At 42.6% G+C, this 26,396-nt stretch carries 33 protein-coding genes, 2 tRNA genes and 1 pseudogene; 20 read left to right on the forward strand and 16 right to left on the reverse strand.

The genetic code is table 11. The features are described 5' to 3' along the window. Both ACSLP7_RS05695 and ACSLP7_RS05700 read right to left on the reverse strand, forming a co-directional pair. A partial coding sequence (locus ACSLP7_RS05695; protein ID WP_435578415.1) for a trimeric intracellular cation channel family protein occupies positions 1 to 241 on the reverse strand: 241 nt, incomplete at its 3' end. Then, a complete protein-coding gene (locus ACSLP7_RS05700) occupies positions 238 to 960 on the reverse strand; it encodes an RDD family protein (protein WP_435578416.1) in 723 nt (240 codons plus the stop codon). The genes ACSLP7_RS05695 and ACSLP7_RS05700, both read right to left, overlap by 4 nt. Before the next feature lie 38 nt (positions 961 to 998). Here ACSLP7_RS05700 and ACSLP7_RS05705 point away from each other — a divergent pair, with 38 nt between their 5' ends. The 8 genes from ACSLP7_RS05705 (at position 999) to ACSLP7_RS05740 (ending at position 8,801) form a co-directional block, all read left to right on the forward strand. After that, positions 999 to 1,961, forward strand: coding sequence for a stage II sporulation protein M (locus tag ACSLP7_RS05705; RefSeq protein WP_291186043.1), 963 nt, complete (start codon positions 999 to 1,001; stop codon positions 1,959 to 1,961). After that, positions 1,948 to 2,880 carry a hypothetical protein gene (locus ACSLP7_RS05710; RefSeq protein WP_435578417.1) on the forward strand — a complete coding sequence of 311 codons (933 nt, stop codon included), beginning with the start codon at positions 1,948 to 1,950 and terminating at the stop codon, positions 2,878 to 2,880. Before ACSLP7_RS05705 ends, ACSLP7_RS05710 begins: the two co-directional genes overlap by 14 nt. Further along, positions 2,870 to 3,595: a DUF4129 domain-containing protein gene (locus tag ACSLP7_RS05715; protein WP_435578418.1), complete on the forward strand. Its 726-nt coding sequence runs from the start codon at positions 2,870 to 2,872 to the stop codon at positions 3,593 to 3,595. Before ACSLP7_RS05710 ends, ACSLP7_RS05715 begins: the two co-directional genes overlap by 11 nt. Further along, the gene (locus tag ACSLP7_RS05720) at positions 3,588 to 4,790 is read left to right on the forward strand and encodes a DUF4350 domain-containing protein (RefSeq protein WP_435578419.1); all 1,203 of its coding nucleotides are present in this window, start codon (positions 3,588 to 3,590) and stop codon (positions 4,788 to 4,790) included. The genes ACSLP7_RS05715 and ACSLP7_RS05720 overlap by 8 nt, the downstream gene beginning before the upstream one ends. A 5-nt stretch (positions 4,791 to 4,795) precedes the next feature. Further along, complete coding sequence (locus tag ACSLP7_RS05725) at positions 4,796 to 5,869, forward strand: AAA family ATPase (protein ID WP_435578420.1); 1,074 nt, start codon at positions 4,796 to 4,798, stop codon at positions 5,867 to 5,869. Then, positions 5,870 to 7,204, forward strand: coding sequence for a DUF58 domain-containing protein (locus ACSLP7_RS05730; protein WP_435578421.1), 1,335 nt, complete (start codon positions 5,870 to 5,872; stop codon positions 7,202 to 7,204). 97 nt (positions 7,205 to 7,301) lie between these two features. Next, positions 7,302 to 7,727 carry a DUF2141 domain-containing protein gene (locus tag ACSLP7_RS05735; protein WP_435578422.1) on the forward strand — a complete coding sequence of 142 codons (426 nt, stop codon included), beginning with the start codon at positions 7,302 to 7,304 and terminating at the stop codon, positions 7,725 to 7,727. A gap of 129 nt (positions 7,728 to 7,856) precedes the next feature. Further along, entirely contained in the window at positions 7,857 to 8,801 is a 945-nt protein-coding gene (locus tag ACSLP7_RS05740) for a LysR substrate-binding domain-containing protein (RefSeq protein ID WP_435578423.1), read from the forward strand. A 51-nt stretch (positions 8,802 to 8,852) separates the two neighbouring features. Here ACSLP7_RS05740 and ACSLP7_RS05745 read toward each other — a convergent pair whose 3' ends face one another. The 3 genes from ACSLP7_RS05745 to ACSLP7_RS05755 all read right to left on the reverse strand — a co-directional run bounded on the left by ACSLP7_RS05745 (position 8,853) and on the right by ACSLP7_RS05755 (position 10,565). Beyond that, positions 8,853 to 9,050 (reverse strand): hypothetical protein, encoded by a 198-nt coding sequence (locus ACSLP7_RS05745; protein WP_291186056.1) that lies wholly within the window; start codon positions 9,048 to 9,050, stop codon positions 8,853 to 8,855. Between the two features lie 168 nt (positions 9,051 to 9,218). Continuing rightward, the gene (locus ACSLP7_RS05750) at positions 9,219 to 10,019 is read right to left on the reverse strand and encodes a TIGR00266 family protein (RefSeq protein ID WP_272833221.1); all 801 of its coding nucleotides are present in this window, start codon (positions 10,017 to 10,019) and stop codon (positions 9,219 to 9,221) included. 90 nt (positions 10,020 to 10,109) lie between these two features. Next, entirely contained in the window at positions 10,110 to 10,565 is a 456-nt protein-coding gene (locus ACSLP7_RS05755; protein WP_435578424.1) for a DUF4442 domain-containing protein, read from the reverse strand. A gap of 144 nt (positions 10,566 to 10,709) precedes the next feature. On the opposite strand from ACSLP7_RS05755, the gene ACSLP7_RS05760 reads away from it, so the two are divergent. The 6 genes from ACSLP7_RS05760 to ACSLP7_RS05785 all read left to right on the forward strand — a co-directional run bounded on the left by ACSLP7_RS05760 (position 10,710) and on the right by ACSLP7_RS05785 (position 14,988). Then, a complete protein-coding gene (locus ACSLP7_RS05760; protein WP_435578425.1) occupies positions 10,710 to 11,330 on the forward strand; it encodes a DUF4870 domain-containing protein in 621 nt (206 codons plus the stop codon). Next, positions 11,314 to 11,484: a hypothetical protein gene (locus ACSLP7_RS05765; protein ID WP_291186063.1), complete on the forward strand. Its 171-nt coding sequence runs from the start codon at positions 11,314 to 11,316 to the stop codon at positions 11,482 to 11,484. The genes ACSLP7_RS05760 and ACSLP7_RS05765 overlap by 17 nt, the downstream gene beginning before the upstream one ends. Positions 11,485 to 11,505: 21 nt before the next feature. Continuing rightward, the gene (locus tag ACSLP7_RS05770) at positions 11,506 to 11,844 is read left to right on the forward strand and encodes a PadR family transcriptional regulator (RefSeq protein ID WP_272833217.1); all 339 of its coding nucleotides are present in this window, start codon (positions 11,506 to 11,508) and stop codon (positions 11,842 to 11,844) included. Next, positions 11,841 to 13,652 carry a PspC domain-containing protein gene (locus ACSLP7_RS05775; protein WP_435578426.1) on the forward strand — a complete coding sequence of 604 codons (1,812 nt, stop codon included), beginning with the start codon at positions 11,841 to 11,843 and terminating at the stop codon, positions 13,650 to 13,652. Before ACSLP7_RS05770 ends, ACSLP7_RS05775 begins: the two co-directional genes overlap by 4 nt. 19 nt (positions 13,653 to 13,671) lie before the next feature. Beyond that, positions 13,672 to 14,388 (forward strand): head GIN domain-containing protein, encoded by a 717-nt coding sequence (locus tag ACSLP7_RS05780; RefSeq protein WP_435578427.1) that lies wholly within the window; start codon positions 13,672 to 13,674, stop codon positions 14,386 to 14,388. Between the two features lie 105 nt (positions 14,389 to 14,493). After that, positions 14,494 to 14,988, forward strand: a complete 495-nt coding sequence (locus ACSLP7_RS05785) for a nuclear transport factor 2 family protein (protein WP_435578428.1) — start codon at positions 14,494 to 14,496, stop codon at positions 14,986 to 14,988. A gap of 48 nt (positions 14,989 to 15,036) precedes the next feature. Here ACSLP7_RS05785 and trxB read toward each other — a convergent pair whose 3' ends face one another. Next, a complete protein-coding gene (gene trxB / locus ACSLP7_RS05790) occupies positions 15,037 to 16,005 on the reverse strand; it encodes a thioredoxin-disulfide reductase (protein WP_435578429.1) in 969 nt (322 codons plus the stop codon). Positions 16,006 to 16,084: 79 nt separating this feature from the next. After that, the gene (locus ACSLP7_RS05795; protein ID WP_435578430.1) at positions 16,085 to 16,546 is read right to left on the reverse strand and encodes a methyltransferase family protein; all 462 of its coding nucleotides are present in this window, start codon (positions 16,544 to 16,546) and stop codon (positions 16,085 to 16,087) included. A 163-nt stretch (positions 16,547 to 16,709) separates the two neighbouring features. Between ACSLP7_RS05795 and ACSLP7_RS05800 the strand changes: the two genes are divergently transcribed. The 3 genes from ACSLP7_RS05800 to ACSLP7_RS05810 are packed head-to-tail and all read left to right on the forward strand — an operon-like array spanning position 16,710 to position 18,784. Beyond that, positions 16,710 to 17,249: an RNA polymerase sigma factor gene (locus tag ACSLP7_RS05800; protein WP_435578431.1), complete on the forward strand. Its 540-nt coding sequence runs from the start codon at positions 16,710 to 16,712 to the stop codon at positions 17,247 to 17,249. Next, entirely contained in the window at positions 17,240 to 17,857 is a 618-nt protein-coding gene (locus ACSLP7_RS05805) for a HEAT repeat domain-containing protein (RefSeq protein ID WP_435578432.1), read from the forward strand. The genes ACSLP7_RS05800 and ACSLP7_RS05805 overlap by 10 nt, the downstream gene beginning before the upstream one ends. A gap of 9 nt (positions 17,858 to 17,866) precedes the next feature. Beyond that, on the forward strand, positions 17,867 to 18,784 hold the full coding sequence (locus ACSLP7_RS05810; RefSeq protein WP_435578433.1) for a hypothetical protein: 918 nt from the start codon (positions 17,867 to 17,869) through the stop codon (positions 18,782 to 18,784). A gap of 617 nt (positions 18,785 to 19,401) precedes the next feature. On the opposite strand, the gene ACSLP7_RS05815 is transcribed toward ACSLP7_RS05810, so the two are convergent. The 3 genes from ACSLP7_RS05815 to ACSLP7_RS05825 form a co-directional block, all read right to left on the reverse strand. Further along, positions 19,402 to 19,476, reverse strand: a tRNA-Pro gene (locus ACSLP7_RS05815). A gap of 62 nt (positions 19,477 to 19,538) precedes the next feature. After that, a complete protein-coding gene (locus ACSLP7_RS05820) occupies positions 19,539 to 20,321 on the reverse strand; it encodes a PhzF family phenazine biosynthesis protein (RefSeq protein ID WP_435578434.1) in 783 nt (260 codons plus the stop codon). A gap of 22 nt (positions 20,322 to 20,343) precedes the next feature. After that, positions 20,344 to 20,505 (reverse strand): hypothetical protein, encoded by a 162-nt coding sequence (locus tag ACSLP7_RS05825; RefSeq protein ID WP_435578435.1) that lies wholly within the window; start codon positions 20,503 to 20,505, stop codon positions 20,344 to 20,346. Positions 20,506 to 20,592: 87 nt separating this feature from the next. On the opposite strand from ACSLP7_RS05825, the gene ACSLP7_RS05830 reads away from it, so the two are divergent. The 3 genes from ACSLP7_RS05830 to ACSLP7_RS05840 all read left to right on the forward strand — a co-directional run bounded on the left by ACSLP7_RS05830 (position 20,593) and on the right by ACSLP7_RS05840 (position 22,209). After that, positions 20,593 to 21,318: a DUF3575 domain-containing protein gene (locus ACSLP7_RS05830; protein ID WP_435578436.1), complete on the forward strand. Its 726-nt coding sequence runs from the start codon at positions 20,593 to 20,595 to the stop codon at positions 21,316 to 21,318. 37 nt (positions 21,319 to 21,355) lie between these two features. Continuing rightward, a complete protein-coding gene (locus ACSLP7_RS05835) occupies positions 21,356 to 22,039 on the forward strand; it encodes a hypothetical protein (protein ID WP_435578437.1) in 684 nt (227 codons plus the stop codon). 95 nt (positions 22,040 to 22,134) lie between these two features. Beyond that, positions 22,135 to 22,209: transfer RNA gene (locus tag ACSLP7_RS05840), tRNA-Pro, on the forward strand. A 229-nt stretch (positions 22,210 to 22,438) separates the two neighbouring features. On the opposite strand, the gene ACSLP7_RS05845 is transcribed toward ACSLP7_RS05840, so the two are convergent. The 6 genes and pseudogenes from ACSLP7_RS05845 to ACSLP7_RS05870 form a co-directional block, all read right to left on the reverse strand. Further along, positions 22,439 to 23,125 (reverse strand): SH3 domain-containing protein, encoded by a 687-nt coding sequence (locus tag ACSLP7_RS05845; RefSeq protein WP_435578438.1) that lies wholly within the window; start codon positions 23,123 to 23,125, stop codon positions 22,439 to 22,441. 184 nt (positions 23,126 to 23,309) lie between these two features. Beyond that, positions 23,310 to 23,714, reverse strand: a complete 405-nt coding sequence (locus ACSLP7_RS05850; protein ID WP_435578439.1) for a hypothetical protein — start codon at positions 23,712 to 23,714, stop codon at positions 23,310 to 23,312. A gap of 31 nt (positions 23,715 to 23,745) precedes the next feature. Next, complete coding sequence (locus ACSLP7_RS05855) at positions 23,746 to 24,957, reverse strand: MFS transporter (RefSeq protein ID WP_435578440.1); 1,212 nt, start codon at positions 24,955 to 24,957, stop codon at positions 23,746 to 23,748. A 65-nt stretch (positions 24,958 to 25,022) separates the two neighbouring features. Continuing rightward, positions 25,023 to 25,529 (reverse strand): cupin domain-containing protein, encoded by a 507-nt coding sequence (locus ACSLP7_RS05860; RefSeq protein WP_435578441.1) that lies wholly within the window; start codon positions 25,527 to 25,529, stop codon positions 25,023 to 25,025. Positions 25,530 to 25,620: 91 nt separating this feature from the next. Then, entirely contained in the window at positions 25,621 to 26,199 is a 579-nt protein-coding gene (locus ACSLP7_RS05865) for a hypothetical protein (RefSeq protein WP_435578442.1), read from the reverse strand. A gap of 8 nt (positions 26,200 to 26,207) precedes the next feature. Further along, positions 26,208 to 26,396, reverse strand: a pseudogene (locus ACSLP7_RS05870) (PAS domain-containing protein); the annotation flags it as partial.

Consider the following 26,396-nt stretch of genomic DNA (forward strand, 5'->3'; position numbering starts at 1 on the left):
GCGATCTAAAGACAATGGCAAAAACCGCGGCTCCAGCAATGGTATAGATATACATCAGATCATACATCCAAAAAACAGGGGCGTCCATCAGTAGATCACGAACGGTTCCACCTCCCACAGAGGTCACAAAGGCTATGATAAAGATCCCAAAAGGATCCAAGCCTTTTTTCATGGCAGTCAAAACCCCAGAAATGGCGAAAGCGATGGTCCCAAGTAGATCGACCCAAAGCAGCAAACTCATAGACTTTGCGTGTAGTAGTTGTAGTCCTTAAGCACGGTATCAATGTACTGACGATCATACAGATCTGAATTGCTCCCGATCAAGCTTTCAACTTTAACACGAAGCAAATTGAGTGTCTTGTAATCATTAGAACGGACAGCAATTCTGTAGGTTTCCTTGATCAGTCGGGCATCTTTATCTGTCAATTGAGTAACCGTGGCGAATTTAGGGGTATATTCTTCCTCAATTTCTTCTAGAATAGTACTGCTGATGTTATAGCGCTTTTTGGTGGAGATCACCACCGTTCCTGCGGCTGAGTCGCCAATGCGTTGTTGTCTTTCACTAAAGATCAACGTTAATAGTCCCACAGCTGGAAAGACCCAAAGATCAACAATACGCATCATCCAACGCACCATATAGTTGGACCAGTGCACGGGAGAACCGTCCAGTTTTACCACGCGAATTTGCAAACACATCTTGCCTACCGTACGCCCGTCAAAAAGAATGTGCATATAGAGTGAATAAAACATAATGGGCAACAGCAAAAGGGATTGCAGACCAAAAATCGACCAATTATCATCAAAGATTCGGTCAAAAACAGCGGTGGCTTTACTCAGTATGTAGAAGTACAGAATAAAGATCACCAGATCCACCAGTACGGCCAGAATACGCTCACCTGCGCTGGCTATGGTATAGCCTAAATTTACGTTCTGGGTAGTACTAATTTGTAAGTTTGCCATTTGCTTGCAAGTGCTTATCTTTAAGAAAAAATTACTGAATGCGCGAGGCGGCTTTTGTTAAGCAAAATAAAGAAAAATGGATCGCTTTTGAAAAAGCAATAGCACTTAAGTCGCAGATCAATCCTGATACGCTCGCCGATCATTACATTCATTTGACCAATGATCTGGCTTATGCCCAAACCTATTTCCCGGAATCTAAAACCCTGCAATACCTCAATTCGCTGACATCTCAAGCGCATCAGCAGATTTATAAAAACAAAAAAGAAGACAAAAACCGGGTGATCAGCTTTTGGAAGGAAGAGTTTCCGCTCTTCTTCTATCAACATCAACGCACTTTGCTTTACGCTTTTCTAGTTTTTGCTGCTGCGATTTTTATTGGAGCCATCAGTAGTTTGTATGACGATACCTTTGTACGTCTCATTCTGGGAGACCGCTATGTCAATGAGACCTTGAATAATATCGAAAACGGTAACCCTACTGCCATTTACGGCACTGGAAGCGAATGGGGAACCTTCCTGGCCATTACGGTCAATAACATTCGTGTTTCAATTTTAGCATTTGCCTTTGGCGTGATCACCTCTGTGGGTTCGGCTTATATACTTTTCTCCAACGGAGTCATGGTCGGTGCTTTTTTTACCATGTTTGCCAACAACGAAGTCTTTTGGCAAGCCTCTAAAAACATTATGCTTCATGGAGCTATTGAACTTTCTGTGATCGTCGTGGCCGGTTGCGCCGGAATGGTTATGGGTAACGGAATCCTTTTTCCTAAGACCTTTTCGAGGCGATTGTCCTTTGTTAGAGCGGCGAAAGACGGGCTAAAGATCGTAGTGAGTACCTTTCCGTTTTTTATTATTGCCGGCTTTATAGAAGGCTTTATTACGCGTTATAACGAGATGCCCGTTTGGCTGGCATTGGTGATCATTGGCGGTTCATTCGCCCTGATCATATTCTATTATATTATTTATCCGATCCAACTCCACAGAGCCCATGCAGCACGATAAGGTAGAGTTTAGACAAAAGCTGGATTTTGGCCAGCTCATTTCTTATTTCTTTGACTTTGTAAAGTTCAATTGGAAAGACTTTAGCAATATCTTTTTACGCTATAACGGTTGGTTCATGCTGATCTTTATAGGTCTAAGCTACTTAATGGTATCTGGTTATTTTGGAGTCATTAGTGGGATTGGACTCTACAACGAACCTCGAGACACGGACACTCAAGCGGCCATGGCAGGTCTAGGAGTATTGTGTTATATGATTATGCTTTTAATTGTCGGTGCAGTTAATTATGGCTTGAGTTCTGCTTATATGTCTCTATACTTCTCCAGAGAGAACGATGAGCAAGAGATAGAAGGCCGAGATGTCTGGCAAGTATTAAAGAAAAAGGGAGGCAGTTTGGCGGTTTTTATGCTGCTGCTTATTCTCATCTTCATTGGTTGGTTCATACTCTTTGTTTTGGTGAATTTTATTCCCGTGTTGGGATTCCTATTCGGTTATGCCATATTTTTCATGCTGATGGCATGGGCCGGAGTTTCTTGTATGGCCATGTTTCATGACGACCTGGGGGCGACAGAAGCCTTAGGAGTCGGCTGGAATTTGGTTATGGCTAGCTTTTGGAAGAGCGTGGGGATCAATTTTGTGATGGGATTGATCATTGGCATGTTGCGACTCTTTATTATGAGTATCCCAGCGATCCTAGCGGGAGTGATCTTTTATCACGCTGTTGACCAGCAAAGTATAAAAATGACCGACAGCATAGTCACTATTATTTGGACGCTTTTTGTGTCCATAGCTACTTTGGTCTCTATCTATTCGCAAGCCATTAGTCAATTCATGAATGCAGGCTTGTACCTTTCCTTACAAGAGGCTAAGACCAACACTTATTTACGCACTAAAATTGATCAGATCGGGCTTGGGGACTAAAGGATTGTTTTACATACTGCTTTGGTTGGTTCCACTGATTGGGTTTTCACAAGAATATCCCATACCGGTAAACTATGACGACGCTCCAGTAGAAAGCCGTCAGTTTGAATCCGAATTAGAAGATAAATACGACGGCAGCAGTTTTGACTATGAAGAGAGTGCGGGCAGCGGAGAAAACGTAATTGCCCGTGTTATCGGTGGGTTTTTAGATTGGCTGGCAGAAATCTTTGGAGTTGAAATGAGCCCAGAGACCTATAAGATCGTGGAGACCTTGCTTTATGTTATCATGATCGCGGGAGGATTGTATTTGATGGTGCGACTGCTTTTGGGACAACAGGCTACAGCTTTTTTTGGCGGAAACAATACGGCCTTGGCCCCTATTTTAGCGCAAGAAGAAGATCTGGCGCAGATCGACCTGCAAGCGCTGATTGATGAAGCTCTGCAACAAGGAGACTACCGATTAGCCGTGCGTTATATGTTCCTAAAAGCTCTTAAGGATCTGTCTGGTAAGCGTTTGATCGAATGGCATTTTGAAAAGACGAATAACGACTACTTGCGCGAACTAGAATCCGACCAACTCAAAGATGAATTCAAAACCGTAAGCCGACTTTACGACTATGTTTGGTATGGCGAGTTCCCCATAGACAAACAACGATTCAATCAGGCAGCGCAGCGCTTTGAGCAACTACAAAAAACCATCAACCGCTATGGATAAACGATCCAAACGCATATTGATCGCTTTTGGGGTTGCCCTAGTGGTTTTGATGATTGTGGAGATCATGCGGCCTAAACCTCTGGACTGGTCACCAAACTATACCACGACGGCCAAAACACCTTTGGGCGGACATATCGCCTATGAAGAACTCAGTGATTTCTTTGATGCTCCCGTAAAGCGCGTCACCGAGGATCCCTTTGAGTTCCTGCAGAGAGAAGATTACGGAACAGGTGAGCTCTATTTCTTTGTCAATGCTTACCTCCGCCTGGACGAGAACCAAGTGGAACGTCTTTTAAAGTTTGCAGAAGTCGGGAACACCGTCTTTCTGTCCAGTAATACCTTTGGGGAAGTCATTTTAGACACCCTAAAATTGGATACTGATAGAGATTATACCTTTAGAGAGGCAGAAGCGCGGCCTCAATTGTACAATCCGGCATTGGCTCTGAAGGAACCGCCATTATTCCAAAAAACAATGATCCCAACTTACTTTGTAGAGATGGACACTTTGCAAACAACTGTGCTGGGAGCTATGGATGTGCTCAATAAGAAGTTGGTAAACGAAGAACGCAGAGAAGACCTTTTGAATTATGTGCGTATTCCTGTGGGAAAAGGCCATGTTTATTTACACACCTTACCGCAAGCCTTTAGCAACTATTATCTTTTGGATGGAGCCTCGGACTACACAGCCGGAGTATTGTCATATTTAGAACCTTCTAAGATCTATTGGGATGAACACATCAAGTCGGGACGTATATTTATTGGAAGTCCGCTGCGCTATGTTTTAAATCAAAAAGGTTTGCGCTGGGCCTATTATTTGGCCATTGGAGGCTTACTGCTTTTTGTTTTGGTACGCGCCAAACGCGAGCAACGCATGATACCTTTGGTTGAACCGCTACGCAACGACAGCAAGGACTTCACTGCCACCATTGGCAACCTGCATTTTCAATACAAGAATTACAGCAATATAATTGCCAAGCGGATCACCTACTTTTTGGAACGTATCCGTTCGGATTACTACTTGAATACAGAAAACTTGAATGAGGATTTTATTGTCCGTCTGGCCAGTAAAAGTGGTAATCCCAAAGAAGAAACTGAAAAACTGATTCAACTAATCAATGCCTTAAGAGGCAAAAGTATACATAGCGAGTCCGATCTGATCCGACTCAATAAAGCATTAGAAAAATTTTATAAATAACTAGTATGGAAGATCCTAAACAGCCGCAAGACGAACAACAATCGCAGCCGCAAAACCCGGAAACGCCACAAGCAGAAAATCAGGCGGAAGCTGCAGCTCCAACCGGAGACATGTCCTTCAATGCCCGAATTGACCTCAGTGCATTGAGTGATGCAGTGGCCCAGATCAAATCAGAGATCGGGAAGATCATTGTGGGACAAGAACAAATGGTAGAGCTTTTGGTCATCTCTTTACTGGCCAATGGACATTCCTTAATTGAAGGAGTTCCTGGTGTAGCCAAAACAGTTACTGCGAAACTCTTGGCGAAATCCTTAAATGTAAATTTCAATAGAATACAGTTTACTCCGGATCTGATGCCGAGTGATATTTTAGGGACCTCTATTTTCAACGTAAAGGACCAAGAATTTGAATTCAAGGCAGGTCCAATATTCTCAAATATTGTATTGATTGATGAGATCAATAGAGCTCCAGCGAAAACCCAAGCCGCATTATTTGAAGTAATGGCGGAACGTCAAATCACCATTGATGGGGTTCAAAACGACATGGAACAACCCTTTTTGGTGTTTGCTACACAAAACCCGATTGAACAAGAAGGAACCTATGCTCTGCCTGAAGCCCAATTGGACCGCTTTCTCTTTAAGATCAATGTGGACTATCCGGCTTTGGAAGAAGAGATTCTCATTTTAAAGAATGAGCATCACAGAGAAGATCACGATCCTTTTCAAGACATTCAAGCGGTGCTCTCGGCTGAAAAGATAATCGACTATCAACAAACGGTCAAAAAGATCTTAATAGAAGACAACCTGATCAAATATATTGCCGAGTTGGTAAACCAAACGCGTACCAATCCGAATCTCTATCTAGGAGCTTCACCACGTGCCTCTATTGCAATTATGAACAGTGCAAAAGCCAAGGCAGCTATTGAAGGGCGTGATTTTGTGACTCCAGACGATATTAAAACGGTGACCGTTCCTGTATTGCGCCACCGCGTTATTGTAACGCCAGAACGTGAAATGGAAGGTTTTACTGCGGATCGCGTAATTGCACATATCATTGAATCTCAAGAAATCCCACGCTAAGTGAAACGATTCATTAAAAGTCTATACTTGAGAAACCGCTTCTTTGCGGTATTGATCGGCATAGTGCTGCTCTTTGTACTGTCCTTCTTTTCTGAGGACCTTTATGGAGTGGCTCGCCTACTGCTGACCATACTGCTAGTTCTGACGGTTTTGGATATACTTTTATTGTATCGAAATAAATTGGGAATAGAAGCGCAGCGCGAACTGCCAGAAAAACTCTCCAACGGAGATGAAAACGATGTTAAGATCAAATTGCGTAATAGTTTTCGTTTTACTGCTCATCTAAGGATCATAGATGAACTACCCAAACAGTGGCAGATCCGCGATTTTGAACTGCATACACAGATCGGCAGCGGACGGGAAAAGCTCATCACCTATCAAGTACGGCCTACAGAGCGCGGCGAATATCACTTTGGGAATCTCAATGTGTTCACTTCTACCCTATTGGGCTTGGCATGGCGCAGACAACAGTATGACTATGATGCCATGGTGCCTAACTATCCATCATTCCTGCAGCTCAAAAAGTATGAATTTGTAGCCTTTACCAACAAACTCAAAATGTTCGGGCTTAAAAAGATCCGTAAGATTGGGAATACCTTAGAATTTGAACAAATTAAGGATTATGTAGCTGGAGATGACGTGCGTAACATCAACTGGAAGGCCACTGCGAAGAAGAATTCCTTAATGGTTAACCAATATCAAGATGAAAAGTCCCAACCGGTCTATTCTGTCATTGATACCGGAAGGGTGATGAAAATGCCTTTTAATCAGTTGAGTTTGTTGGATTACGCCATTAATGCCACCTTGGTGATCTCCAACATCGTGCTCAAAAAACAAGACAAGGCAGGGATGTTTACCTTTTCACGCAAGGTGGAGAATCAGATCGTGGCCAAACAGCGTCGTTCCCAAATGAATCTGATTTTAGAAACACTCTACAACATCAATACAGACTTTGCAGAAAGTGATTTCTCAAGGCTGTATGTAGACATTAAAAGACGCATTAAATCGCGAAGTCTCCTGCTACTCTATACCAACTTTGAAACCTTAGATGCGCTCCACAGGCAACTGCCTTACTTGCAAGCCATAGCCAAAACGCATTTGTTAGTAGTGATCTTTTTTGAGAACACCGAATTGGCAGCAATGACCAAGGAGCCGGCAGAGACAACTCGTGAGATCTTCCAAAAGACCATAGCAGAGAAATTTGTCTATGAAAAGAAGCTCATTGCCAACGAGCTCAAGAAATACGGAATCCAAGCTATACTTACAGCGCCGGAGAATCTCACCATCAATACCATTAATAAGTACCTGGAAATTAAGGCCAGAGGATTGTTGTAACAGTTCAGCCTGATTTTTTTACAGTTCGGTGTTTTGTTTTATGAAGACCGATGCCGCTATCGCATCTTTGACCTGTCTAACAATAAAAACACATACCATGTCAGTCAAAAACATCGTCTTCACACTAACCTTAATGCTCATCGGAGCTATCCACTCAGCCTTTGCACAATCAGAAGAAGGAATTAGTATCACCGTTACTGTACCTGTGCAGAGTACAGAAGGAAAAGTAATCTTTGGACTTCACAACGAATCTACTTTTATGAAAGCGCCTTTAGCGGGACAAGTAAGTCAAATCGTAGACGGCAAAGCTATCGTGACTTTTGAAGGAGTAACTCCAGGAACCTATGCGGTAATGTGCTTTCACGATCGTAACAACGACGATCAAATGAACTTTCAAGCCAATGGAATGCCTCTAGAAGACTACGGAGTTTCCAACAACAATATGTCTATGGGTCCACCGACTTGGGCTGATGCAAAATTTGAAGTAGCCAAAGAAAATCTGGAATTAGAGATTCGTATGTAATACAACGTACGCTTAGTTTGTGAATGAACTCCTGCCTTTGGCGGGAGTTTTTTTATAGACCATTTCTAACAAACCTCATATTTCCATAAGTTTTAACTATTGTTCGTATCTTTGCCCCAAAGCAGCACTATGACCATTACCCAACTCAAATATGTCCTTGCGGTGGCGGAACACCAAAATTTCACCAAGGCCGCAGAAAAGACCTTCGTTACCCAGCCCACGCTGAGTATGCAGATTCAGAAATTAGAAGATCAGCTCGATGTATTGATCTTTGATCGGACGAAAAAACCCATTGCGCTCACGGAGATCGGGAAGAAGATCGTACAACAAGCCAAGAATATTGTCAATGAGGCCGACAGGATCCAAGACATTGTAGATCAACAGAAAGGTTTTATTGGTGGTGAATTCAAGCTGGGGATCATTCCGACGGTCATGCCGACTTTGCTGCCGATGTTCTTGAGAAACTTTACCAATAAGTTCCCCAAGGTTCTTTTAAAGATCGAAGAACTCAATACAGATGATTTAATTCAGAAACTGGACGAAGGCCATTTAGATGCTGGAATTGCAGCCACCCCACTACTTCAAGAGAATATTAAAGAAAGAGTACTCTACTACGAGCCTTTTGTGGGTTATATTCCTCAACAACACCGTTTGGCCAATAACCAGACCATTGCTATTGGGGATTTGGACATCGATGATATTCTGCTCTTAGAAGACGGACACTGCTTTAGAGACGGAGTGATCAATTTGTGTAAGTCGGCCAAAACAAGTTTGGATGATCGATTCCAAATTGAAAGTGGAAGCTTTGAAACTTTGATAAAACTCTCTGAGGAAGGTATGGGAATGACGCTTCTGCCCTACTTACACACCTTGGACTTAGGTGAGAAACAAAAAGCCAATCTGCATCACTTTAATGATCCAGCTCCTGCGCGAGAAGTGAGTTTGATCTATCCCAAAAGTGAACTCAAGATCCAGATCATTGACGCTATGTTTGACGTGATCTCTGGTGTTGTGCGCGGTGCAATTGCCTACCAAGACGTGCAGATCATCAGTCCACTACCTAATAAAAAGTAAAGAGAACTCAGATTAACAAACAATAAAAAAGCCTCCAATTGGAGGCTTTTTTTATGGGTTTAAATAAATAAGACATTGATTTAATTCGGGGTTCTGCTGTATCAGTGAATTTACCCAGATTCGGAGCTCCTCTATCTCATGGGGAAGCAATCTATTCATTGCTTTCTTCAACTCCTTGCAGAACAACTGCGGATCAAAACTGACCTTGGCCAGCACCGCTTTGGTGTAATCAAACATCGCTCTTGCCATAGTTTAATTTAATTAAGTTAGGGTAAAAAAGCGTAGTGATGTTGCAATAGGCGTTTTGTTTAATCTTGACCTCAAGATAATAAAAAATCCAATATGGAATTTCTATGCACTAGCAGTTTTAACACCCAAAAGGGCATTTTTTAAGACTAAAATAACAATTGATGGGGCCTAGAAACTGCGATCACCATCGAGCAGATCGCCTAAGCCACCCAAGATACTTCCTTCACCTTTGTCCTTTCCGCCTCCTCTTGGAGCTGCCGCAAGCACGCGTCCAGCCAAGCGGCTAAAGGGTAAGGATTGAATATAAACAGTCCCTGGACCTGTTAAACTCGCGAAGAACATTCCTTCTCCTCCAAAAATGGTATTCTTAATACCACCAACAAACTCAATGTCGTAATTTACCGTTTGATCAAAACCGATGATACAACCCGTATCTACTTTCAGTTTTTCTCCCGGAGCGAGTTCTTTCACCGCAGTGGTTCCGCCAGCATGTACAAAGGCCATTCCGTCACCTTCTAACTTCTGCATGATGAATCCTTCACCTCCAAAAAGACCGCGACCTAATTTTTTTGAAAATTCAATCCCAACGGAAACGCCCTTGGCTGCACATAGGAAAGCGTCCTTTTGGCAAACGAACTTCCCGCCCTGCTTTGCCAAGTCTATAGCGATGATCTTTCCAGGATAGGGCGATGCAAAGCTCACCTTACGTTTATCAAAGGCGGTATTGTAATAGGCAGTCATAAAAAGACTCTCTCCTGTTAGTAAGCGTTTACCAGCTCCCCAGAGTTTGCCCATAAAACTTTGATCTTGCTTGGAACCATCGCCAAAGATGGTTTGCATATCGATCTCCGTTTCCATCATCATTAAACTCCCGGCTTCCGCAATAACGCCTTCATTAGGGTCGAGCTCTATCTCGACATATTGCATTTCCTCTCCGTAAATGTGATAATCAATTTCGTGTGCTGTCATATTGAATGTTTGGTTTTATTCAATTAGTGTAGCGACAGCAAGATTGTTACACCTTCTTTTATTAATTAGGTGTTAAGTCTGAAGTACTATCTAAGAACGAAGCTTAACTGTCCACTCAAAATCAAAACTGGAAACTACTACTCCATCGCTATTGGTGCCTTCTGCATGCATCCAGCAAGTTTGGCCTTCCCCAGTTTCAATGGTCTTTTGAATGGCCGCTCTAATGGCTAAGCCATCATTACATATGAAGGTAATGCGTCCACGCGCCTTTTTGCTAAAGTTGGCTTTATTGTTTGCCACTAACATGGACACGGGTTTACCCTGCGCTTTGATCTCATCCATAACTAAAGCTCCTGTAGCCAGTTCTGCGGCCATTCCCTGTACCGCCCAAAACATAGATTTGAATGGGTTTTTATTGATCCAACGATGTTTTACGGTAGTTGAACAGCTTTCCTTAGAAATTGATTTTAAACGAACCCCCGTTAAAAAGGCTGAGGGTAAATTAAAGGCTATAAAGGTGTTGATTTTTCCAGGAGTTAGCGCCATAGCAAGGGATTTGAGCGCTAAGATACACATTCTCAATGGATGGAAAGTGATAAAGCTTTTTGTTAAAAAAATGTTAATATTAGGTACTATGCGTAACAAAGTACTGTTTTTTAAACATATATTTGCATAAGAAAATAACAAGCAATGGACAATACTGGCTTATCAAAAAATGACAAATCGTTGGGAATGGCGATCCACCTAGCGACCTTTTTAAAGTACTTTTTCCCATTCGGAAACTTTATTGGCCCTCTTATATTATGGACCACTAATAGAGAAAAAGCTTTTATTGATCACCACGGACGGGAGGCCATAAACTTTCAGCTAAGTCTATTACTCTATGGCGTTATCATCGCCGCAATATGTCTGCCGTTCGTGTTCTTTCACGCTGGAGATTTCATCAGCATCCTAGAACACCTAGACGACGCCTATTACAGAAGTCGTTCTGTAAACGCCAACCAATTGGGCGGCTACCTAACGGTGATCTTTCTTGCAGTATTATTGGCATTCTGCATCTTTATTTTTGAGATCTACGCCGTAATTACTGCCTCAATGAAAGCCAACAGCGGAGAGCTTTATCGCTATCCCCTATGCATAAGATTCATCAAAACAGAAGAAGCTGAGTTCACACCTGCGACAGCTGGCGGCCCAGCTTCTGAAGAACCCACGGCTACAGAATCAGCCTCAGAACCTGAGGTAGATTTTACGGAGCCTTCATCATCATCAAACGAACAAAACCCATCATCAGAAAATGAGCAATCTAGTTAATATGGTCATGGCCGCAGTGCTAAACCTAATGAGTCCGGGGAGTCCCGCACTTCCAATAGCAGACCAAGCCAAGACCATCGAAGCGGTTGTTGAGCAGTCGGCACAGATCGATTGCGTTGCAACGACCATCCGCTTCGGAACCGAGAATAGTTAATTCTCATTAAACGAAAAGAACATGAAAATTGAGAACACAAAAGCACAAATGAGAAAAGGCGTACTGGAGTTTTGCATCCTGTCCATCTTGAGAGACGGAGAGGCCTATACTTCAGATATCCTGGACGCATTGAAGGAGGCTAAAATGCTGGTAGTTGAAGGGACCATTTACCCTTTGCTCACACGGCTTAAGAATGCCGGATTGCTATCCTATCGCTGGGAAGAGTCCACAAGCGGACCGCCTCGAAAATATTATGAACTAACCGAAACTGGTAAGCTGTTCCTAAAAGAACTAAACAACACCTGGGACGAACTGCAACAGGCAGTCAATACAGTAATTAGCGTAAAATCAACAAAATGAAAAAGACAATCAATATAAATTTGGGCGGAACCTTTTTCCACATTGACGAGGATGCCTTTGCTAAGCTGAATCGCTATCTGGATGCCATCAAAAAATCCTTTACCGATCCTCAGGGACAGGATGAGATCATCCGTGATATCGAAGCCCGAATTGCCGAACTATTTGCAGAGAAAAGAGATTCGATCTCTCAGGTGATCTCTATCAAAGAATTAGACGAGGTTATCGCCGTTATGGGCCAACCTGAAGATTATATGGTGGACGAGGAGATCTTTGACGATGCACCTCCGAAGCAACAACGCAAGCAAGAGTATCATAAACGCGCAAACTACAAACAGCTCTTTAGAGATGTAGACAACAAATTCATTTCTGGTGTGGCTGCCGGATTGGGACACTATTTAGGTATTGATACGATCTGGGTGCGTCTATTGTGGATTCTACTCACCGTATTCTCTACGGGATTCTTTTTAGTGGTCTATGTTCTATTCTGGATCTTGGTTCCAGCCGCGGAAAGCACTGCAGACAAATTGACCATGCAGGGTGATGCCGTTACAATTGAGAACATTGAAAAAAAGATTAAGGACGAGTACGAACGCGTCGCCGATAAGGTAAAAGATGTCGATTTTGACGGTGCTAAAAAACGCGCCAAATCTGGAGCTTCCAGCTTTTTTGACGGAGTTGGGAGTGTATTCAGCGTCTTTTTTAAGATCATTTTCAAGTTCATTGGAATCATTTTACTGATCACGGCGATCTCTACTTTGGTAAGTCTTATCGTGAGTATGTTCTCATTAGGCTCTGTGAGCTTCTGGGGCAGCGATTTGACCGATTATATCACTGTAGTAAACACCTCTGGTGCTCCGATTTGGTTGATCTCCATCTCAGTACTTTTGGCTGTAGGTATTCCGTTCTTTGTACTGTTCCTATTAGGATTGAAGATTCTGATTCCGAACATCAAATCCATTGGAACGCCAGCTAAGATTACCTTAGGAATCGCTTGGATCGCGGCAGTGATCATGATGGGAATCTTTGCGATCCGTGAAGTGACGGAGATCTCTAATGAAGGCAGTGTTAAACAAGTGAACCCTATAGCGGTGACTGCCAATGACACCTTGCGTGTTAAGATGGTTTCCAACGAGGATTTTGAATACCGAGCCAACAGAAGTGGTGGTTTTGAGATCAAGCGAGATGAAGACGGCAATCGTGTGCTCTATAGTAATGACGTTCGATTGATCGTAAGATCGACCAGCAAACCGGAAGGACGTATCAGCATTGAAAAATCTGCAAACTCAACAGATTATCAGCGCTCTAGAGAATACGCCAACCGTATCAACTATAATTATGAACTGAAAGGAAACACCTTGTATTTGGATGGATATTTCTTGGTCGATGTGGCCGATAAATTCCGTGATCAAGAAGTAGAGGTTATTCTGTACTTGCCAGAAGGGTCCGTGCTCTTTGCTGACAAGAATACCAGAACCTTCCATTCCAACAGTTCTTACTATGACGATATCCTGACTCGAGGCGATGAGGAATACTTCCTGCGCATAGAAAAAGGAAAGACGGTTTGTCTGAACTGTCCGGACGGAAAAGAATCTAACTACCGTGGGGATAGAACCACAAGCGGTTGGGACGATGACGACTGGAGCAGTGACGATTGGGACGACGACGATTGGGGCAAAAGTGACACCTGGGTAGACGATGTGGAGCCATCTACCGAAGGTACGACCCAAACACAATCGACCGCAACAGACACTACAGCAACACAGACTGGAGTGGTTAATGACAGTATAAACAATTCATCAAATCAATAACAACTAAATCTTTAAACGTATGCGACTTTCAATTTTAGCAATCTTAAGCGCCTTTGTAATGACTTCCTGCAACTTTGACCTTGTGGTTAACGCAGAAAGTGGCAATGGCAATGTAGTGACCAAAACTCGTAACCTCAGTGACGACTTTACTGGAGTTAGAGGTTCAAGTGGACTTGAAGTGTTCCTGGAAGAGGGAACGGAGAACAAAGTGGTGGTAGAAGCAGATTCTAACCTTCACGAATTTATTGAAACCGAAGTGGTCAACGGAGTACTTAAAATCCGCACCACTAAAAACATCAACCGCGCGAGCGCTAAGAAGGTCTATGTGACCTATACCAGCCTGAATGTTTTAGAAGCAAGCAGCGGTGCAGATGTAATTGCCAATGATATCGTTAGAGCCGATCAGTTGGAACTTAGCAGCAGCAGTGGCGCTGATCTTGAAGTAGAGATCGATGCTCGTGAAGTAACTGCGAAGACCAGCTCTGGAGCAGATATCAAAGTAAGTGGACGCGCTAAGTACCTTACTGCAGATGCCTCTAGTGGGAGCGATTTGAATGCTCGCAATCTAGAAGCAAACAAGGTGCGTGCAGAGGTGTCTAGCGGTGCTGACATTGTGATTAATGTTACGGAAAGCCTAGATGCCAAAGCCAGCAGTGGTGGTGACATTAAGTACTATGGCGATCCAATGACTGTGAACAAAAAGGACGGAAAATCGAGCGCTATTCGCAAGATGTAGTCCAAACGGAAATGAGCGATCTAACTCCATAACGCTCATTCATACGTTGAAGTGGACCGCCACAAATGTGGCGGTCTTTCAATTTAAATTCATCAATCAACAACTATGAAAACAATCAAACTCCTAGTTTGGCTGCTGGTTCCTGCCTTAAGTTTTGCCCAGCTAGACCCTCAAAATGAACATTACAAAATGATCATGGCCAAGGACAGCCTGCTCTTTGAACTGAGCTTTAATCAGTGCCAAAATGAAGTCCTGCAAGATCTGATCAGTGAAGATTTTGAATTCTATCACGATCAAAGCGGAATTACCAAAGGCAAACAGCCCTTTATTGAATCCATAGAGAAAAACATCTGTAATTTTCCTGGCCGTAAAAGTCGCAGGGAATTGGTTGCGGGTTCAACGGAGATCTTTCCCATGTATCAAAATGATGGAACCCTGTACGGCTTGCTGCAGAAAGGGGAACACAAATTCTATTTCAGCATGAATGGCGGACCGGAACAAAAAGGTTCTATTGCCCTATTCTCTCACCTTTGGATCAAAGAAATGGACGGTTGGATGCTGCAACGCTCTTACAGTTATAACCACGGAGCACAACAATAAAAAAAGCCGCTCTTAAAGCGGCTTTTATCTTTTTAATATTACTGGCAATTAAGAAGCTACAGTGGTTTCACTTTCAACAGCGGCTAAATAACGTTCTGCGTCCAAAGCTGCCATACATCCAGTGCCGGCAGCAGTGATTGCTTGACGGTATACATGGTCGGCAGCATCACCAGAAACAAAGACTCCAGGTACATTGGTATGTGCCGTTCCTGCCTTGTTAATGATATAACCGGTCTCATCCATGTCTAGCCAGCCTTTAAAGATGTCTGTATTGGGTTTGTGCCCGATGGCCACGAAGAATCCAGTTGCTGGGATCTCATCAGTAGCGCCTGTTAAATTGTTCTTTACACGAACTCCAGTAACTACTTGACCGTCTCCCAAGACTTCATCAGTTTCTGTGTTGAAGAGGATCTCGATGTTCTCTGTATTGCGCACACGTGCTTCCATGATCTTAGACGCACGGAATTCATCGCGACGCACCAACATGGTTACCTTTTTACACAACTTAGAAAGGTAGTGTGCTTCTTCGCAAGCAGAGTCCCCTGCTCCAACGATCACCACTTCTTGATTGCGGTAAAAGAATCCGTCACAAACGGCACAAGCCGATACACCTCCACCGAGGTTTAAATATTTTTGTTCAGATTCTAAACCGAGGTATTTTGCAGAAGCTCCCGTACTAATAATGATAGTATCTGCATGAATCTCTGTAGTCTCATTGACCCAAATTTTATGTACCGGTCCGCTGAAATCTACTTTAGTTACCCAACCGTCACGCACATCTGTGCCAAAGCGTTGGGCTTGCTTTTGCAATTCTATCATCATTTCCGGGCCGGTAATTCCGTCAGGATAGCCTGGAAAGTTCTCTACATCATTGGTAGTAGTAAGTTGCCCACCTGGCTGCATTCCTTGGTACAATACCGGGAACATATTAGCCCGTGAAGCATAGATAGCTGCGGTATACCCTGCAGGTCCCGAGCCTATGATCAAACATTTTACGCGTTCTATAGTATCTGACATTTCATTCTGATTTGATACAGTAAAAGTAGTAGAATAAAGGCAATCCTTACAGGAAAAGTTATCAAGAATGTTGATAACCTTATTGCGATCTTTTGGCGCCAAATTTAGGCCAGAATCTACCAGTCATTTCCTGATAGTTAGAATAACTGCTGTAGCGCTGTACAAGGAGTTCTTCTTCGTAACTGGATTTCCAATAAAAGACAAAATTGATGAGCAAGGTGATCGCCAATTTCTCAACGGAAACCGCATAAAGAGCATAAGAATACATACCGACCAAAATTCCTAAATAGATCGGATGACGAACGTATTTATAGATACCGTTTTGAATCAGGACGCTATTCTTTTTGGGAGAAGGAAACGGGCTTAAGTTATCACTCAGGTTGAGAATTCCCAGAATAACAATGAGAATACCTACTGCTACACCAGCACTCGCTGCATAACGCAGCATCAGTGGTGCTTCTAACTCCAGGAGGCCCCAGTTCAATAGATAACAAACAAAGAGTAAAAATTGAACCAAGACAAAAAGTACATCCTTTTTCAATTTAAGGGCGGTCTAGTTGCAATAGTTGATCTCACAAAAATACAGAAATTACTTACAAACCAAAATTTATTCGATGTACGGATTTCCTGAAAAATAAATTTTTCGAATTTTTTTGCGACATTTTTAAAAACGGCCCGTTTACTAAACAACAAAGCATCACAGATTGTCTAACACACCACAACTAATCAAGGCCTGCCAAGCCAATTCTTACGCAGCTCAGCTCGAGGTTTTTAACACCTATAAAGGGCTGCTATATACCGCAGCGATACGGATATTGAAGCGGCCTAGCTTGGCGCAAGATGTGGTTCAGGAAGCTTTTATCAAGGGCTTTCAAAAGATTGATGATCTGGACGCGAACAGCAATTTAGGAGCCTGGCTCTACCGAATTGCAACCAATATGTCTTTGGATGTATTGCGAAAAGAACAGCGCTTTGACTGGCAAGAGGAAGAGGACACAACAGTAGCCTTTACTCCAGAAGAAGATCAGACCGATGAGCTTCCGCTACAGCTAATGCAAGAAGCTTTGGATGAACTAAAAGAACAGCATCGGCTGGTTGTAGTATTGTATGCCATTGAGGGATATTCACACAAAGAGATCGCTCAGCATTTAGCACTCAAAGAAAGTACGGTACGCAATCAGTATAGACGAGCAAAATTGGCCCTAAAAGCAGCCATTGAAGAAAAATTAAAGACATGTCCCTAGAAAAGCAATTAGAACGATTAAAATCAGAAGGAGAACTCCAGCAGTGGCCTGAGTCCCAAGATGTGCTCTTTGAAGCCCGTCTTAAAAAGGAGCTACACTCGGAGACTAAAAAACCAAAGGCCAAATGGTGGTATGCCGTGGCAGCAGTTTTGGTCCTAGGTTTGTTGAGTATTCCTTTTATAAATAATGACTCCGGAATTGATCCAGCTCAGCAACAAATGTTGGATCAAATAGCCGCGATGGAGTATCCCAGCGAGCAATTGGAAGCCTTGGCGGCCTATCAAGAAAGCCAAGATCGCACTGCCGATGAAAACTTTCAAAAAGTACTCATCTCTTTACTGAGTGAAGAGACCCAAACCAATGTCAAGATTGAGGCCATTAATGCTCTTAAGGGCTTTGGCCAAAAGGAGGAAGTTCGCACGGCCCTACTCGGTGCTTTAAGTAGTGAAACTGAAGCCTTGGTACAGATAAAACTTATAAAAACACTGGCGGAGCTCAAAGAAACACGAGCTACAGATCCGCTGGAACAAATCGTAGCAGACCGCAACCAGGAAGCCGCAGTGCGCAATACGGCTTCTCTGGCGGTGGCTGCTTTTAATAATCAATAAACATTCATCATGAAAAAAACGTTCATCACTTTAGTAATGCTTCTGGCCGTAGTGAGCCTTTCTGCGCAGGAGAAGTCCATCGACTTTAATAAAGGCACTTTGGAAATATGTACTTCTTCAAAAATCCAAATATCTGGATACGACGGAGATCAAGTAGTCATTAAAAGTACTACCCCAGAGAATTTCTTTTATGTAAACAAGGGTAACAGTTATGTCTTAAACGGACAGGCCCGCATAAATACAACACGCACAGATTCGATCAGTTACTTATACTTTAGCAATTTTGACAAGGACAAGAAAGAAAAGTCAAAAGGACTCACACCGCTAGGAAGCACTATGGAAGATCACACCGCCATTGACATGAATTTTGACATTCAAAAGTTTGGCAGTCGTTTGACCATTACTGATAAAGCCGCAGACGGACAGTCCAACGTGCTTTTTGTGAGCAGTACCTCCTACGAGATTTTAGTACCCAATAGCGTAAAACTTGTTTTAGATGCTGGGAAATGCAAAAACAACAGCAATCCCAGTCGCTTAATATTTTCTGCGGAAGCTTTAAAAATCAATGACTACGGCGGAGAACTTATGGTTTCTAGTCAGTACAAAGCCATTGAACTGACAGACGTAAGTGGACCTGCTCTTGTGAACACCTTGGGAGGTGATGTCAAGGTTGTCTTTGATAAAAAACGCCCAGACGATCTTTTCTCAATCATCAGTAATGATGGAGATATTGATATTACTATGCCTGCAAAAACTAAGGTTAGTGCAAGTATCGTTGGACAAGAGATCTTGAGTAATCTCGATTTTAAGATTGTTCAAGAAGAATACAGCGACAATCAAAAAATGATCAATGCCGAACTCAACGGTGGCGGCACCAAGCTGGATATTCGAACCGACTTTGGAACCATTTACTTGCGGAAGCAATAAGCTTTGAGAAAGAAATATTTAAAGCGCCTTCGGGCGCTTTTTTTTTGTTTCTGTCACCTATCGAAAGTAAACTTTGAATGATTCTTTGCTGCGCGAAAGATCCTGATTTGGGGATGTTGCTAGAGAAAGCCTGGTTCGCTTTCTATGCCGTCTGCGTATTAAACACTCGCTGGTAACAAGTCTCCAGGCGTTTGGAAAAAGCAACAAACAAAAGGATTACTCGCCTGCGGCTCGTGATCCTGGTTTTGGTTTGGCGGGGTGGACAGGCTGGCGTAATGAAGTTTTGCAACAGCAAAACCAAATGTCCGGTGGACATTTGATGGAGGCATCCCCCGAAGGGGAAGGACCTGCGACCAACTGCAACAAACATTAACGAGTGTTGTTTTGCCAAGCAAAACCAAACATCCAGTGGATGTTTGAAGGAGTTAGCCGCGTAAGCGGAAGGCGCAATTGAGCTTTAGCGATCCATAGCAACTTTAATAATGTTGTAAAGAGATGCAACAAACAAAAGGATTACTCGCCTGCGGCTCGTGATCCTGGTTTTGGTTTGTTGCAAAAGAAAAAGCCTGTTTCGCTTAAGAAAGTAAACTTTCTACGCTAACAGGCTTTTTCTTTTGTCGGGGTGGCAGGATTCGAACCTGCGACCTCCTGCTCCCAAAGCAGGCGCGATAACCGGGCTACGCTACACCCCGTAAGAGGAATGCAAATTTATTCAAATTCTTAATTGTGGCAAGGGGTAATGGCAAAAAAGAAATCAGATATAGATCTTTCCTTTTAGATACAATACTGCATGCCCCGCTATATCCACGCGATCACCTTTATGCTCGCAGTATAACACGCCACCGCGTTCTGATAATTGATGGGCTAAAAGCGTGTTTTTTCCAAGTCTTTCACTCCAAAAAGGAATCAAACTGGCGTGTGTTGATCCCGTGACAGGGTCCTCTGGCATGCTGGCCACAGCATCAAAGACGCGAGAAACGAAATCTACAGTATCTCCTTTGGCCGTAGGAACAATCCCCAAATACGGAAGATGCTTAAGGCTATTAAGCTCGTATTGAATACTTCGGATTTGATCTTCGGACTCGAATAGCAATATAAGATCACGACTGGCGTGCGCTTCTAAGGGTTTGTAATTGAAAGATTCAAAAACTTCCTGAGGAATGGCAATCGGTTCTGGTTTTCGAGTGGGAAAATCCAATTGTATACTTCCGTTTCCTAATCGCTTTGCACTTAATGGACCGCTTTGAGAGCTAAAATGAACAACATCCAAAGAAGGATCAACAAACTCAAAAATTACAAAGGCAGATGCCAAGGTGGCGTGACCACAGAGGTCAATCTCTGCATGCGGCATAAACCAACGAATCTCAAAGTGATCCTCCCGTTGCACGAAATAAGCCGTTTCTGCCAAATTATTCTCTTGAGCAATTTTAAGCATGGTCTGCTCGTCCAACCACTCCTTCAAGGGTACGACGGCTGCAGGGTTGCCGCCAAAAACCTGATCTGTAAAGGCATCTACTTGATATATTTCCAGTTCCATAGACGATTGATTCATTTTAGTGTTAGCGCTTCCAAGTACCGCCGTATTTGTAAAGCGGATTGTCTTTTTTTACGCGCAACAAACAACTTTCACATAAAAACACCCAAGCTTTGGGTTGCTTGTATTGAACTCTGAACATGGTATCAAAGTCTTGAGAACAGATCTCACAGTTTTTATTACGCATACTGACTGACTAAAATCACCCTATAAAATTACGGGGAATTCCCGTACATTTAAGACAACTAAGGCAATTAATCCAACCAAAATACACATGAAAAATAGCTGGCTTCTCCTATTGGCAGTTCTATTTTTGGGGACAAGTATGGCACAAGAATCCGATGCGGAAGTTAATTATCGCAACGAGATTGGAATCAATGTGTCAGATCTTATCAACGGATCGCTGCAATTGCGCTATGAACGCAGCTTGGGAGATCACTGGGCGGCCAGTCTGGGTTTTGGTTTAAAGAGCGAGGAAGGCCTGATCCGTTTCTCGGGTTTGCGCACCTCTAGATTGACCACCAATGATTTGACCTATTCGGGCTTTAAGATCATTCCAGAGGTGCGGTACTACATAAAAGGGACGCGTCAATACAGAATGGATGGGTTTTATTTTGGGGCCTATCTAAAACATTCCAATTACACCTCAGACATTAACGGGATCTTCATTGATGACGACGGAACCCCGCTGGACATACAGTTCGACGGACGACTAAAACTCACCTCTTGGGGACTCATGGTTGGTTATAAATGGGCCATCAACAAACGATTCGCCCTCGACTTTTTGATCGCTGGACCGGGAACGGGTTATCACAACTATTCTATCCGCAATACGCAAGATCTGCCCGAATCCTTCTATGATAATTTGAACGAGACGCTAAGCGAATATGCCATATTTGACTTTTTAGATAGCGACTTTCGATTTTCAACTACGGAGGAACGAGCTCGTTTCCGTTTACTATCATTTAGATATGGAATTACCTTATCGTACGCTTTTTAGAATTATTTTTACAACACAGGAACCAAACTAGATAACCATGAAGACTATCAAACCATTATCGCTTTTATTATTCGTTGCTTTAATTCTTCAAAGCTGTGGCAGTGTTGATGTAATCAATACTTGGAAAGCACCTCAAGACAATGTGGATGACTTTAAACAAAGGAATATACTCGTCATTGCAAGAACCAACAATACTGATGCGCGAATTGCTTTTGAAACAGCCTTTGCCGATGAAATGCGCAGACGCGGAATGAAAGCAACCGAGAGCTTTACCAAGTTCCCAAAGATCCACCCGGAATATGAAATGAGTGAAGAACGCCTGCAAAAAGTGCGTTCTATTTTGGACAGTGAAGGCTATGACGGTATTGTGATCACTGCTGTAAAAGACAAAGAGACCACTGTAGAAACTACAACCAACGGGGTTTATGCTGGAACAGCATACGCTTATCCGCGTTATTACCGCGGCTTCTACCGTTACTACCGCACACCCTATGCGGTAGGTCCTTATTACGAGAACTTCGGTGGATACATTCCCCTATCAACGACTAGCAGAACTCGCGTGGATTATGTGGTAGAAACTTTGGCCTTTAACCTAACTGCGGATGAGAACGATCAACTTGTAGCCGCAGTTACCTCAAAGATCATTGATCCTAAAAACGCCGAGAAAACAGCCTTGGAATACGTGGAGCAATTGGCCAAACACTTGGAAGCCAAAAACTAAGCTCACTCTCTTTAAAAAGGAAGACGCAATTCAGGGAAATTGCCTAATTTCGCTGACCATCACAAGATGAAACACCAGCGCCTTTGCGCGCTACTCGGGATGTAGCTTAGTCCGGTTAAAGTGCTGGTCTGGGGGACCAGAGATCGGAGGTTCGAATCCTCTCATCCCGACAAAGGAAATCCAATGCCACTGGCATTGGATTTTTTGTTTTCAGGAACGTTGAAAATTTATTTTCACAAGTGAATGGAAACAAAAATTAATCAGCTGCTACAGCAGCTGTTTGGATTTCCTTTAGCAACATCCTCATCCGAGGATCTTTTAACGATAACGGAGTTAGTGTTAAAAGAATCCTGAAGTTTTTAGTTTTGACTATTTCATTGTGCTGAAAAAGTCTCGGGCTTATTTACTGATAAAATTAACTCTAGATTTGTGAATATAACCGGAGTTGCCTGTCTTAGGGTTATAAACGAACCACCAATCATCAGTAAGTTTATCTTCGACATAGACTTCAAATTCCTGGTTGTCCAAAATTTTCTCAATAACTTTTGATTTCGTTGAGCTTTGTTCTCTTAAATTAGTGTAACCATCTGGATCATTTATAACAGCCATTTTAATCTCAGGTTCTCCCTGATTAGAATTAATAGCCTTTTCTTCCTCAGTTAACTCTTTCTTTGGCTGTTGCGATGTTTGTGCGGACGTTGCCTCGATATTAACATCGTATCGTTTGTATTCTTCACCTCCGAATTCATTTTTGATATATAGTAAACCTAATTCTTCATTAATCGAAAGAACTGTGCCATCACTCAATTCAAATTTATCTTTTTCATCCGATCGAGTTCCAGTTATTGTTTTTGACTCTGGAGTAGCATAATAATTCCAATTTCGTTGTATAATAATAGAATTACCTTTTATTTTAATATCTAGAGTAGTTTCTGGTAGTTTCGAATATCTACCCTTTTTTTCACTTCCCCATTTTCCAGAAATCAAATCATCGGTATTCGTCAAAATACCAGATCCTCCTGAATTATTACAGGATGTAAAAACAAATGAAATTGTAAGAAAAATTATTGTAAAAACTCTCTTCATTTTGTTGGATTTAGTTATTTGTTTGAAAAGCTATGATAATTATACTTTCCGAACAAATTAATTAATTGAATTAAAAACATTCTCCCAACCCCGCGCCAGCGATAGCAGTGGCATCCTTTCTGCGCAGCAGAAAGATATAATGGATAGCGCGGTGACGCCGCAGGCGGCAGGCGCCAAAAATGATTCACTCAAATTCCATATCATAATCCGCCTGGTCATAAGGTACGGGTAATTCCTGCCAAGTTCCTGTAAAGGTCGCGAGTGAATCGGGTACTGGGATGTCATAGAACACTCTGGTGAATGTAGGTTCCCAAGGCAAAAAGATTATAAACACCTTATCGCCAATTTGCTTTTTCTTACGCATGGGTGAGGCAGCAGTATAGTCTTGACCATCAAAGGAGTAGCGGAATTCAAGGAGCCTGGTGCCTTGGACCCGTTCGTAATCAATTACTGTCGCTACCTTGTATTTGCCGTGCTCGTGTAGCTTAGACTCCTTTTGACGAAACATATAAGAAGCAATCGCGGCAAAGAGAATTACTGCGACCAAGCCGGTAATGTTTTTAGTGGTTAGGTGTTTTTTTAGGTTCATTATTGTTAGTTGATAGACCTTTATGCAATCTCTAATCTATCTTCACAAAGCGCTTAAGTACGAACGTTCCAACTAAAAGTAGGGCCATTAGAATCATTCCTCCCAAGGCCAGTTGCACCCCGAGAACAGGTTCGTCATAGATCAAATCATTCAACAACGCAAATGCGGAAGAAACCATTCGCGTTGGCAAAAACGACAAACTGATCACAATGGCCAAATATTTAGGGTTGGTGTATTGTGTTAAAACAGAATGCACCACGGGAGCTGTAAAAACCTCAGCCAAAGCTAAAAGAATAAGGCTTGAAATAAAAAGTGTTCCATGCTGCTCCGTAGCAGTTTGTGGGATTTGCAAGAAAACAACAAAAGCCAAGACTCCGAAAATAAAACCAAGCGCCATTTTGAAGAGTTGACTGGTATAAAAATAACTCCAAGCTATTAACGCCAATAGCGCTAGCGGCAATAAAATATAGCTGCTCATGGATTTCCATTGATAATCCTCAAAGCCCAGAGCCTTTATATCTCCAAATTGCGACTGTATATCATAAAAACTGAGGCTAGAGAGTTCGTAGAGTCCCCAAAAAGCGCCCACAACAATAAACGCAATTAGAATGTTTAATATGCGCTTGGTGATCGAATAAGTTGGCGTTTCTATTGCTTTTAGATCGGGTTCTTTGGATAGGATTACAGGTACGATTGCCATAAGCGCCAACGTACCTGAAAGGCCAAAAGCGATTGGATATCCCTGCTTTTCCGCCAATAACCCTAGAGCCAAAATTCCAAGGAAAGATCCCAAGTTCACCGCTAAGTACAAGAGTGTAAAACCAGAGTCTAACAGCTTTGCCTTATTTAGATAGGACTTTCCGAAGTTTGCAATGAGATTTGGTGTATAGAGGCCGCCTCCCAACACCACCAGTACCATTCCTGCATAAAGTCCCGCCATGGATGGGAAACAAAGGCAGAATGCGCCTAAAGCTTGTAAAACCCCTCCAATGATCATGGTCTTTTTATTTCCTAAAAGCAGGTCTCCTAAGAGCGCTCCAAGAATTTGAGAAAAGACTAAAACACTTATAAAAAGGCCGTAAAATGAAAAGGCTTCTGAAGGATCTAACGCCAGCGTATCCTCGTCTACCATATACAAAACAAGAATAGCTCTTAAGCCATAAAACGAAGCCCTTTCCAGCATTCGAGATAAGGCATACCAAAAATTTTCCAGGTTGTGGTTTTGACTGTGGATTCGATCCATGAAAATGGTTTAGCAGTTGATTCCTTAAAGCTAGTCAAATAATCGGAAGCCTCCATGACCCAAGTTTACGCTCGTGTCAACCGCTCAATAACTTCCGCATGCTCAGGAAACTGATTGATTAATTCACTGCGCCTGCCCAACTGAAAATCAGCAAAACTAAAACCGGGAGAAACCGTGCATCCAATAAAAGAAAAGCTTTCTGAATCTATAACCTCAGCGGCAAACCAACAACCACCTGGAACCACATATTGAGGAACTTCTCCACGGCTGAGATCAATCCCAATAAGGTGCTTGCTGTATGCGCCTTCTGGAGTTATGATGTGCAAAAGCAAAGGCGATCCGTCATAAAAATGCCAGATTTCGTCTTGGTTGATTCTGTGGAAGGAAGAAAAGTTGTCCGCCGTCAAAAGAAAATAGATACTGGTCGAATGATTGCGCTCGCCGTCATAGGCAGCAGGAAGATTAGCCTCAGCAATTGTACCCGAACTGCGATAAGTCTCTTTGTAATAACCACCTTCTGGATGCGGTTTAAGATCGAGTTTGGTGATTAATTGTTCTAGGGTGTTTTTCATGAAATTATGTATCGATTTAGATTAAGTCGCTTTTATGAACGGTCTAAACGCGAGGTCAATTAAAGATAACAAAATTGGTCCCAATGTGACCCTATCGCAACACCTCTACCAAATAAACCACAACAAAGATCCAGCCTACATACAAGGCGGTATAGCCTAAAGCGTAAATTGCAGAGATGCCCAGATCACCTTGCGTATCCTTGGACTTGCTAAATACGAATCGTAAAGCTCTAAAAAATACCCAATACAACATGGTAAGAAGCACAAAGAGGGAAAACCAAAAGATGGCTTCCAAAACAATAAGCAAAACGACAATAGCAAAGGTCATTAGGATCCAAAGGACTATGGAAGCAATAATACCACCAATACCCTCGCCCACCTCAATGTCTGGTAAATCAATATCTGGAGTGGTATTTCCAAGAATATCTCCCCTCTCAAAATGTTTGAACTTGGGAAAATTGTCCAGTAGACCAACTCCAACATAAAGTCCGTAAGTCATAAATAAGGCTAAAGCCGTTGCTATGATCCCCAAGGAGATATACAAATTGGACGTTAAGCTGCGGTGGTAATTAATGCCCGAAAGATATACAGTCAGCACAGTGACCACAATCACCACTAAGGAAACGATAAATACAGATTTACCCTTTAAATACGTCTTTTGGGCTTTCATTAATATGGCTATACCACCGCCTTCTCAAAGGCGATATAGTGCGTGGTCTTTTCGCTAATCAAAGGAATGATCTTTACCTCACATTTGTAGGGAGAACGATCTTTTCTGTGATTGATGATAACCTCAGAAAAGGGCAGATTCGCTTTGAGCTTTGCGCGAATACGCTTTTTAGTAGCCAAAGATGTTTTAACCCCTTG

The sequence above is a fragment of the Gilvibacter sp. genome (genome assembly GCF_965601605.1).
In the GTDB taxonomy this organism is placed as follows: Bacteria; Bacteroidota; Bacteroidia; order Flavobacteriales; family Flavobacteriaceae; genus Gilvibacter.

Excerpts from the sequence above, each read along its gene's own strand:
- ACSLP7_RS05775 (WP_435578426.1), top strand. The coding sequence starts at position 11,841 with ATGAAAAAGACAATCAATATAAATTTGGGCGGAACCTTTTTCCACATT.
- ACSLP7_RS05855 (WP_435578440.1), bottom strand. The coding sequence starts at position 24,957 with ATGGATCGAATCCACAGTCAAAACCACAACCTGGAAAATTTTTGGTAT.
- ACSLP7_RS05710 (WP_435578417.1), top strand. The coding sequence starts at position 1,948 with ATGCAGCACGATAAGGTAGAGTTTAGACAAAAGCTGGATTTTGGCCAG.
- ACSLP7_RS05780 (WP_435578427.1), top strand. The coding sequence starts at position 13,672 with ATGCGACTTTCAATTTTAGCAATCTTAAGCGCCTTTGTAATGACTTCC.
- ACSLP7_RS05850 (WP_435578439.1), bottom strand. The coding sequence starts at position 23,714 with ATGAACCTAAAAAAACACCTAACCACTAAAAACATTACCGGCTTGGTC.
- ACSLP7_RS05835 (WP_435578437.1), top strand. The coding sequence starts at position 21,356 with ATGAAGACTATCAAACCATTATCGCTTTTATTATTCGTTGCTTTAATT.
- ACSLP7_RS05820 (WP_435578434.1), bottom strand. The coding sequence starts at position 20,321 with ATGGAACTGGAAATATATCAAGTAGATGCCTTTACAGATCAGGTTTTT.
- ACSLP7_RS05770 (WP_272833217.1), top strand. The coding sequence starts at position 11,506 with ATGAAAATTGAGAACACAAAAGCACAAATGAGAAAAGGCGTACTGGAG.
- ACSLP7_RS05860 (WP_435578441.1), bottom strand. The coding sequence starts at position 25,529 with ATGAAAAACACCCTAGAACAATTAATCACCAAACTCGATCTTAAACCG.
- ACSLP7_RS05830 (WP_435578436.1), top strand. The coding sequence starts at position 20,593 with ATGAAAAATAGCTGGCTTCTCCTATTGGCAGTTCTATTTTTGGGGACA.
- ACSLP7_RS05750 (WP_272833221.1), bottom strand. The coding sequence starts at position 10,019 with ATGACAGCACACGAAATTGATTATCACATTTACGGAGAGGAAATGCAA.
- ACSLP7_RS05765 (WP_291186063.1), top strand. The coding sequence starts at position 11,314 with ATGAGCAATCTAGTTAATATGGTCATGGCCGCAGTGCTAAACCTAATG.
- ACSLP7_RS05705 (WP_291186043.1), top strand. The coding sequence starts at position 999 with ATGCGCGAGGCGGCTTTTGTTAAGCAAAATAAAGAAAAATGGATCGCT.
- ACSLP7_RS05845 (WP_435578438.1), bottom strand. The coding sequence starts at position 23,125 with ATGAAGAGAGTTTTTACAATAATTTTTCTTACAATTTCATTTGTTTTT.
- ACSLP7_RS05785 (WP_435578428.1), top strand. The coding sequence starts at position 14,494 with ATGAAAACAATCAAACTCCTAGTTTGGCTGCTGGTTCCTGCCTTAAGT.
- ACSLP7_RS05805 (WP_435578432.1), top strand. The coding sequence starts at position 17,240 with ATGTCCCTAGAAAAGCAATTAGAACGATTAAAATCAGAAGGAGAACTC.
- ACSLP7_RS05760 (WP_435578425.1), top strand. The coding sequence starts at position 10,710 with ATGGACAATACTGGCTTATCAAAAAATGACAAATCGTTGGGAATGGCG.
- ACSLP7_RS05755 (WP_435578424.1), bottom strand. The coding sequence starts at position 10,565 with ATGGCGCTAACTCCTGGAAAAATCAACACCTTTATAGCCTTTAATTTA.
- ACSLP7_RS05745 (WP_291186056.1), bottom strand. The coding sequence starts at position 9,050 with ATGGCAAGAGCGATGTTTGATTACACCAAAGCGGTGCTGGCCAAGGTC.
- trxB (WP_435578429.1), bottom strand. The coding sequence starts at position 16,005 with ATGTCAGATACTATAGAACGCGTAAAATGTTTGATCATAGGCTCGGGA.
- ACSLP7_RS05700 (WP_435578416.1), bottom strand. The coding sequence starts at position 960 with ATGGCAAACTTACAAATTAGTACTACCCAGAACGTAAATTTAGGCTAT.
- ACSLP7_RS05740 (WP_435578423.1), top strand. The coding sequence starts at position 7,857 with ATGACCATTACCCAACTCAAATATGTCCTTGCGGTGGCGGAACACCAA.
- ACSLP7_RS05735 (WP_435578422.1), top strand. The coding sequence starts at position 7,302 with ATGTCAGTCAAAAACATCGTCTTCACACTAACCTTAATGCTCATCGGA.
- ACSLP7_RS05720 (WP_435578419.1), top strand. The coding sequence starts at position 3,588 with ATGGATAAACGATCCAAACGCATATTGATCGCTTTTGGGGTTGCCCTA.
- ACSLP7_RS05825 (WP_435578435.1), bottom strand. The coding sequence starts at position 20,505 with ATGCGTAATAAAAACTGTGAGATCTGTTCTCAAGACTTTGATACCATG.
- ACSLP7_RS05810 (WP_435578433.1), top strand. The coding sequence starts at position 17,867 with ATGAAAAAAACGTTCATCACTTTAGTAATGCTTCTGGCCGTAGTGAGC.
- ACSLP7_RS05725 (WP_435578420.1), top strand. The coding sequence starts at position 4,796 with ATGGAAGATCCTAAACAGCCGCAAGACGAACAACAATCGCAGCCGCAA.
- ACSLP7_RS05865 (WP_435578442.1), bottom strand. The coding sequence starts at position 26,199 with ATGAAAGCCCAAAAGACGTATTTAAAGGGTAAATCTGTATTTATCGTT.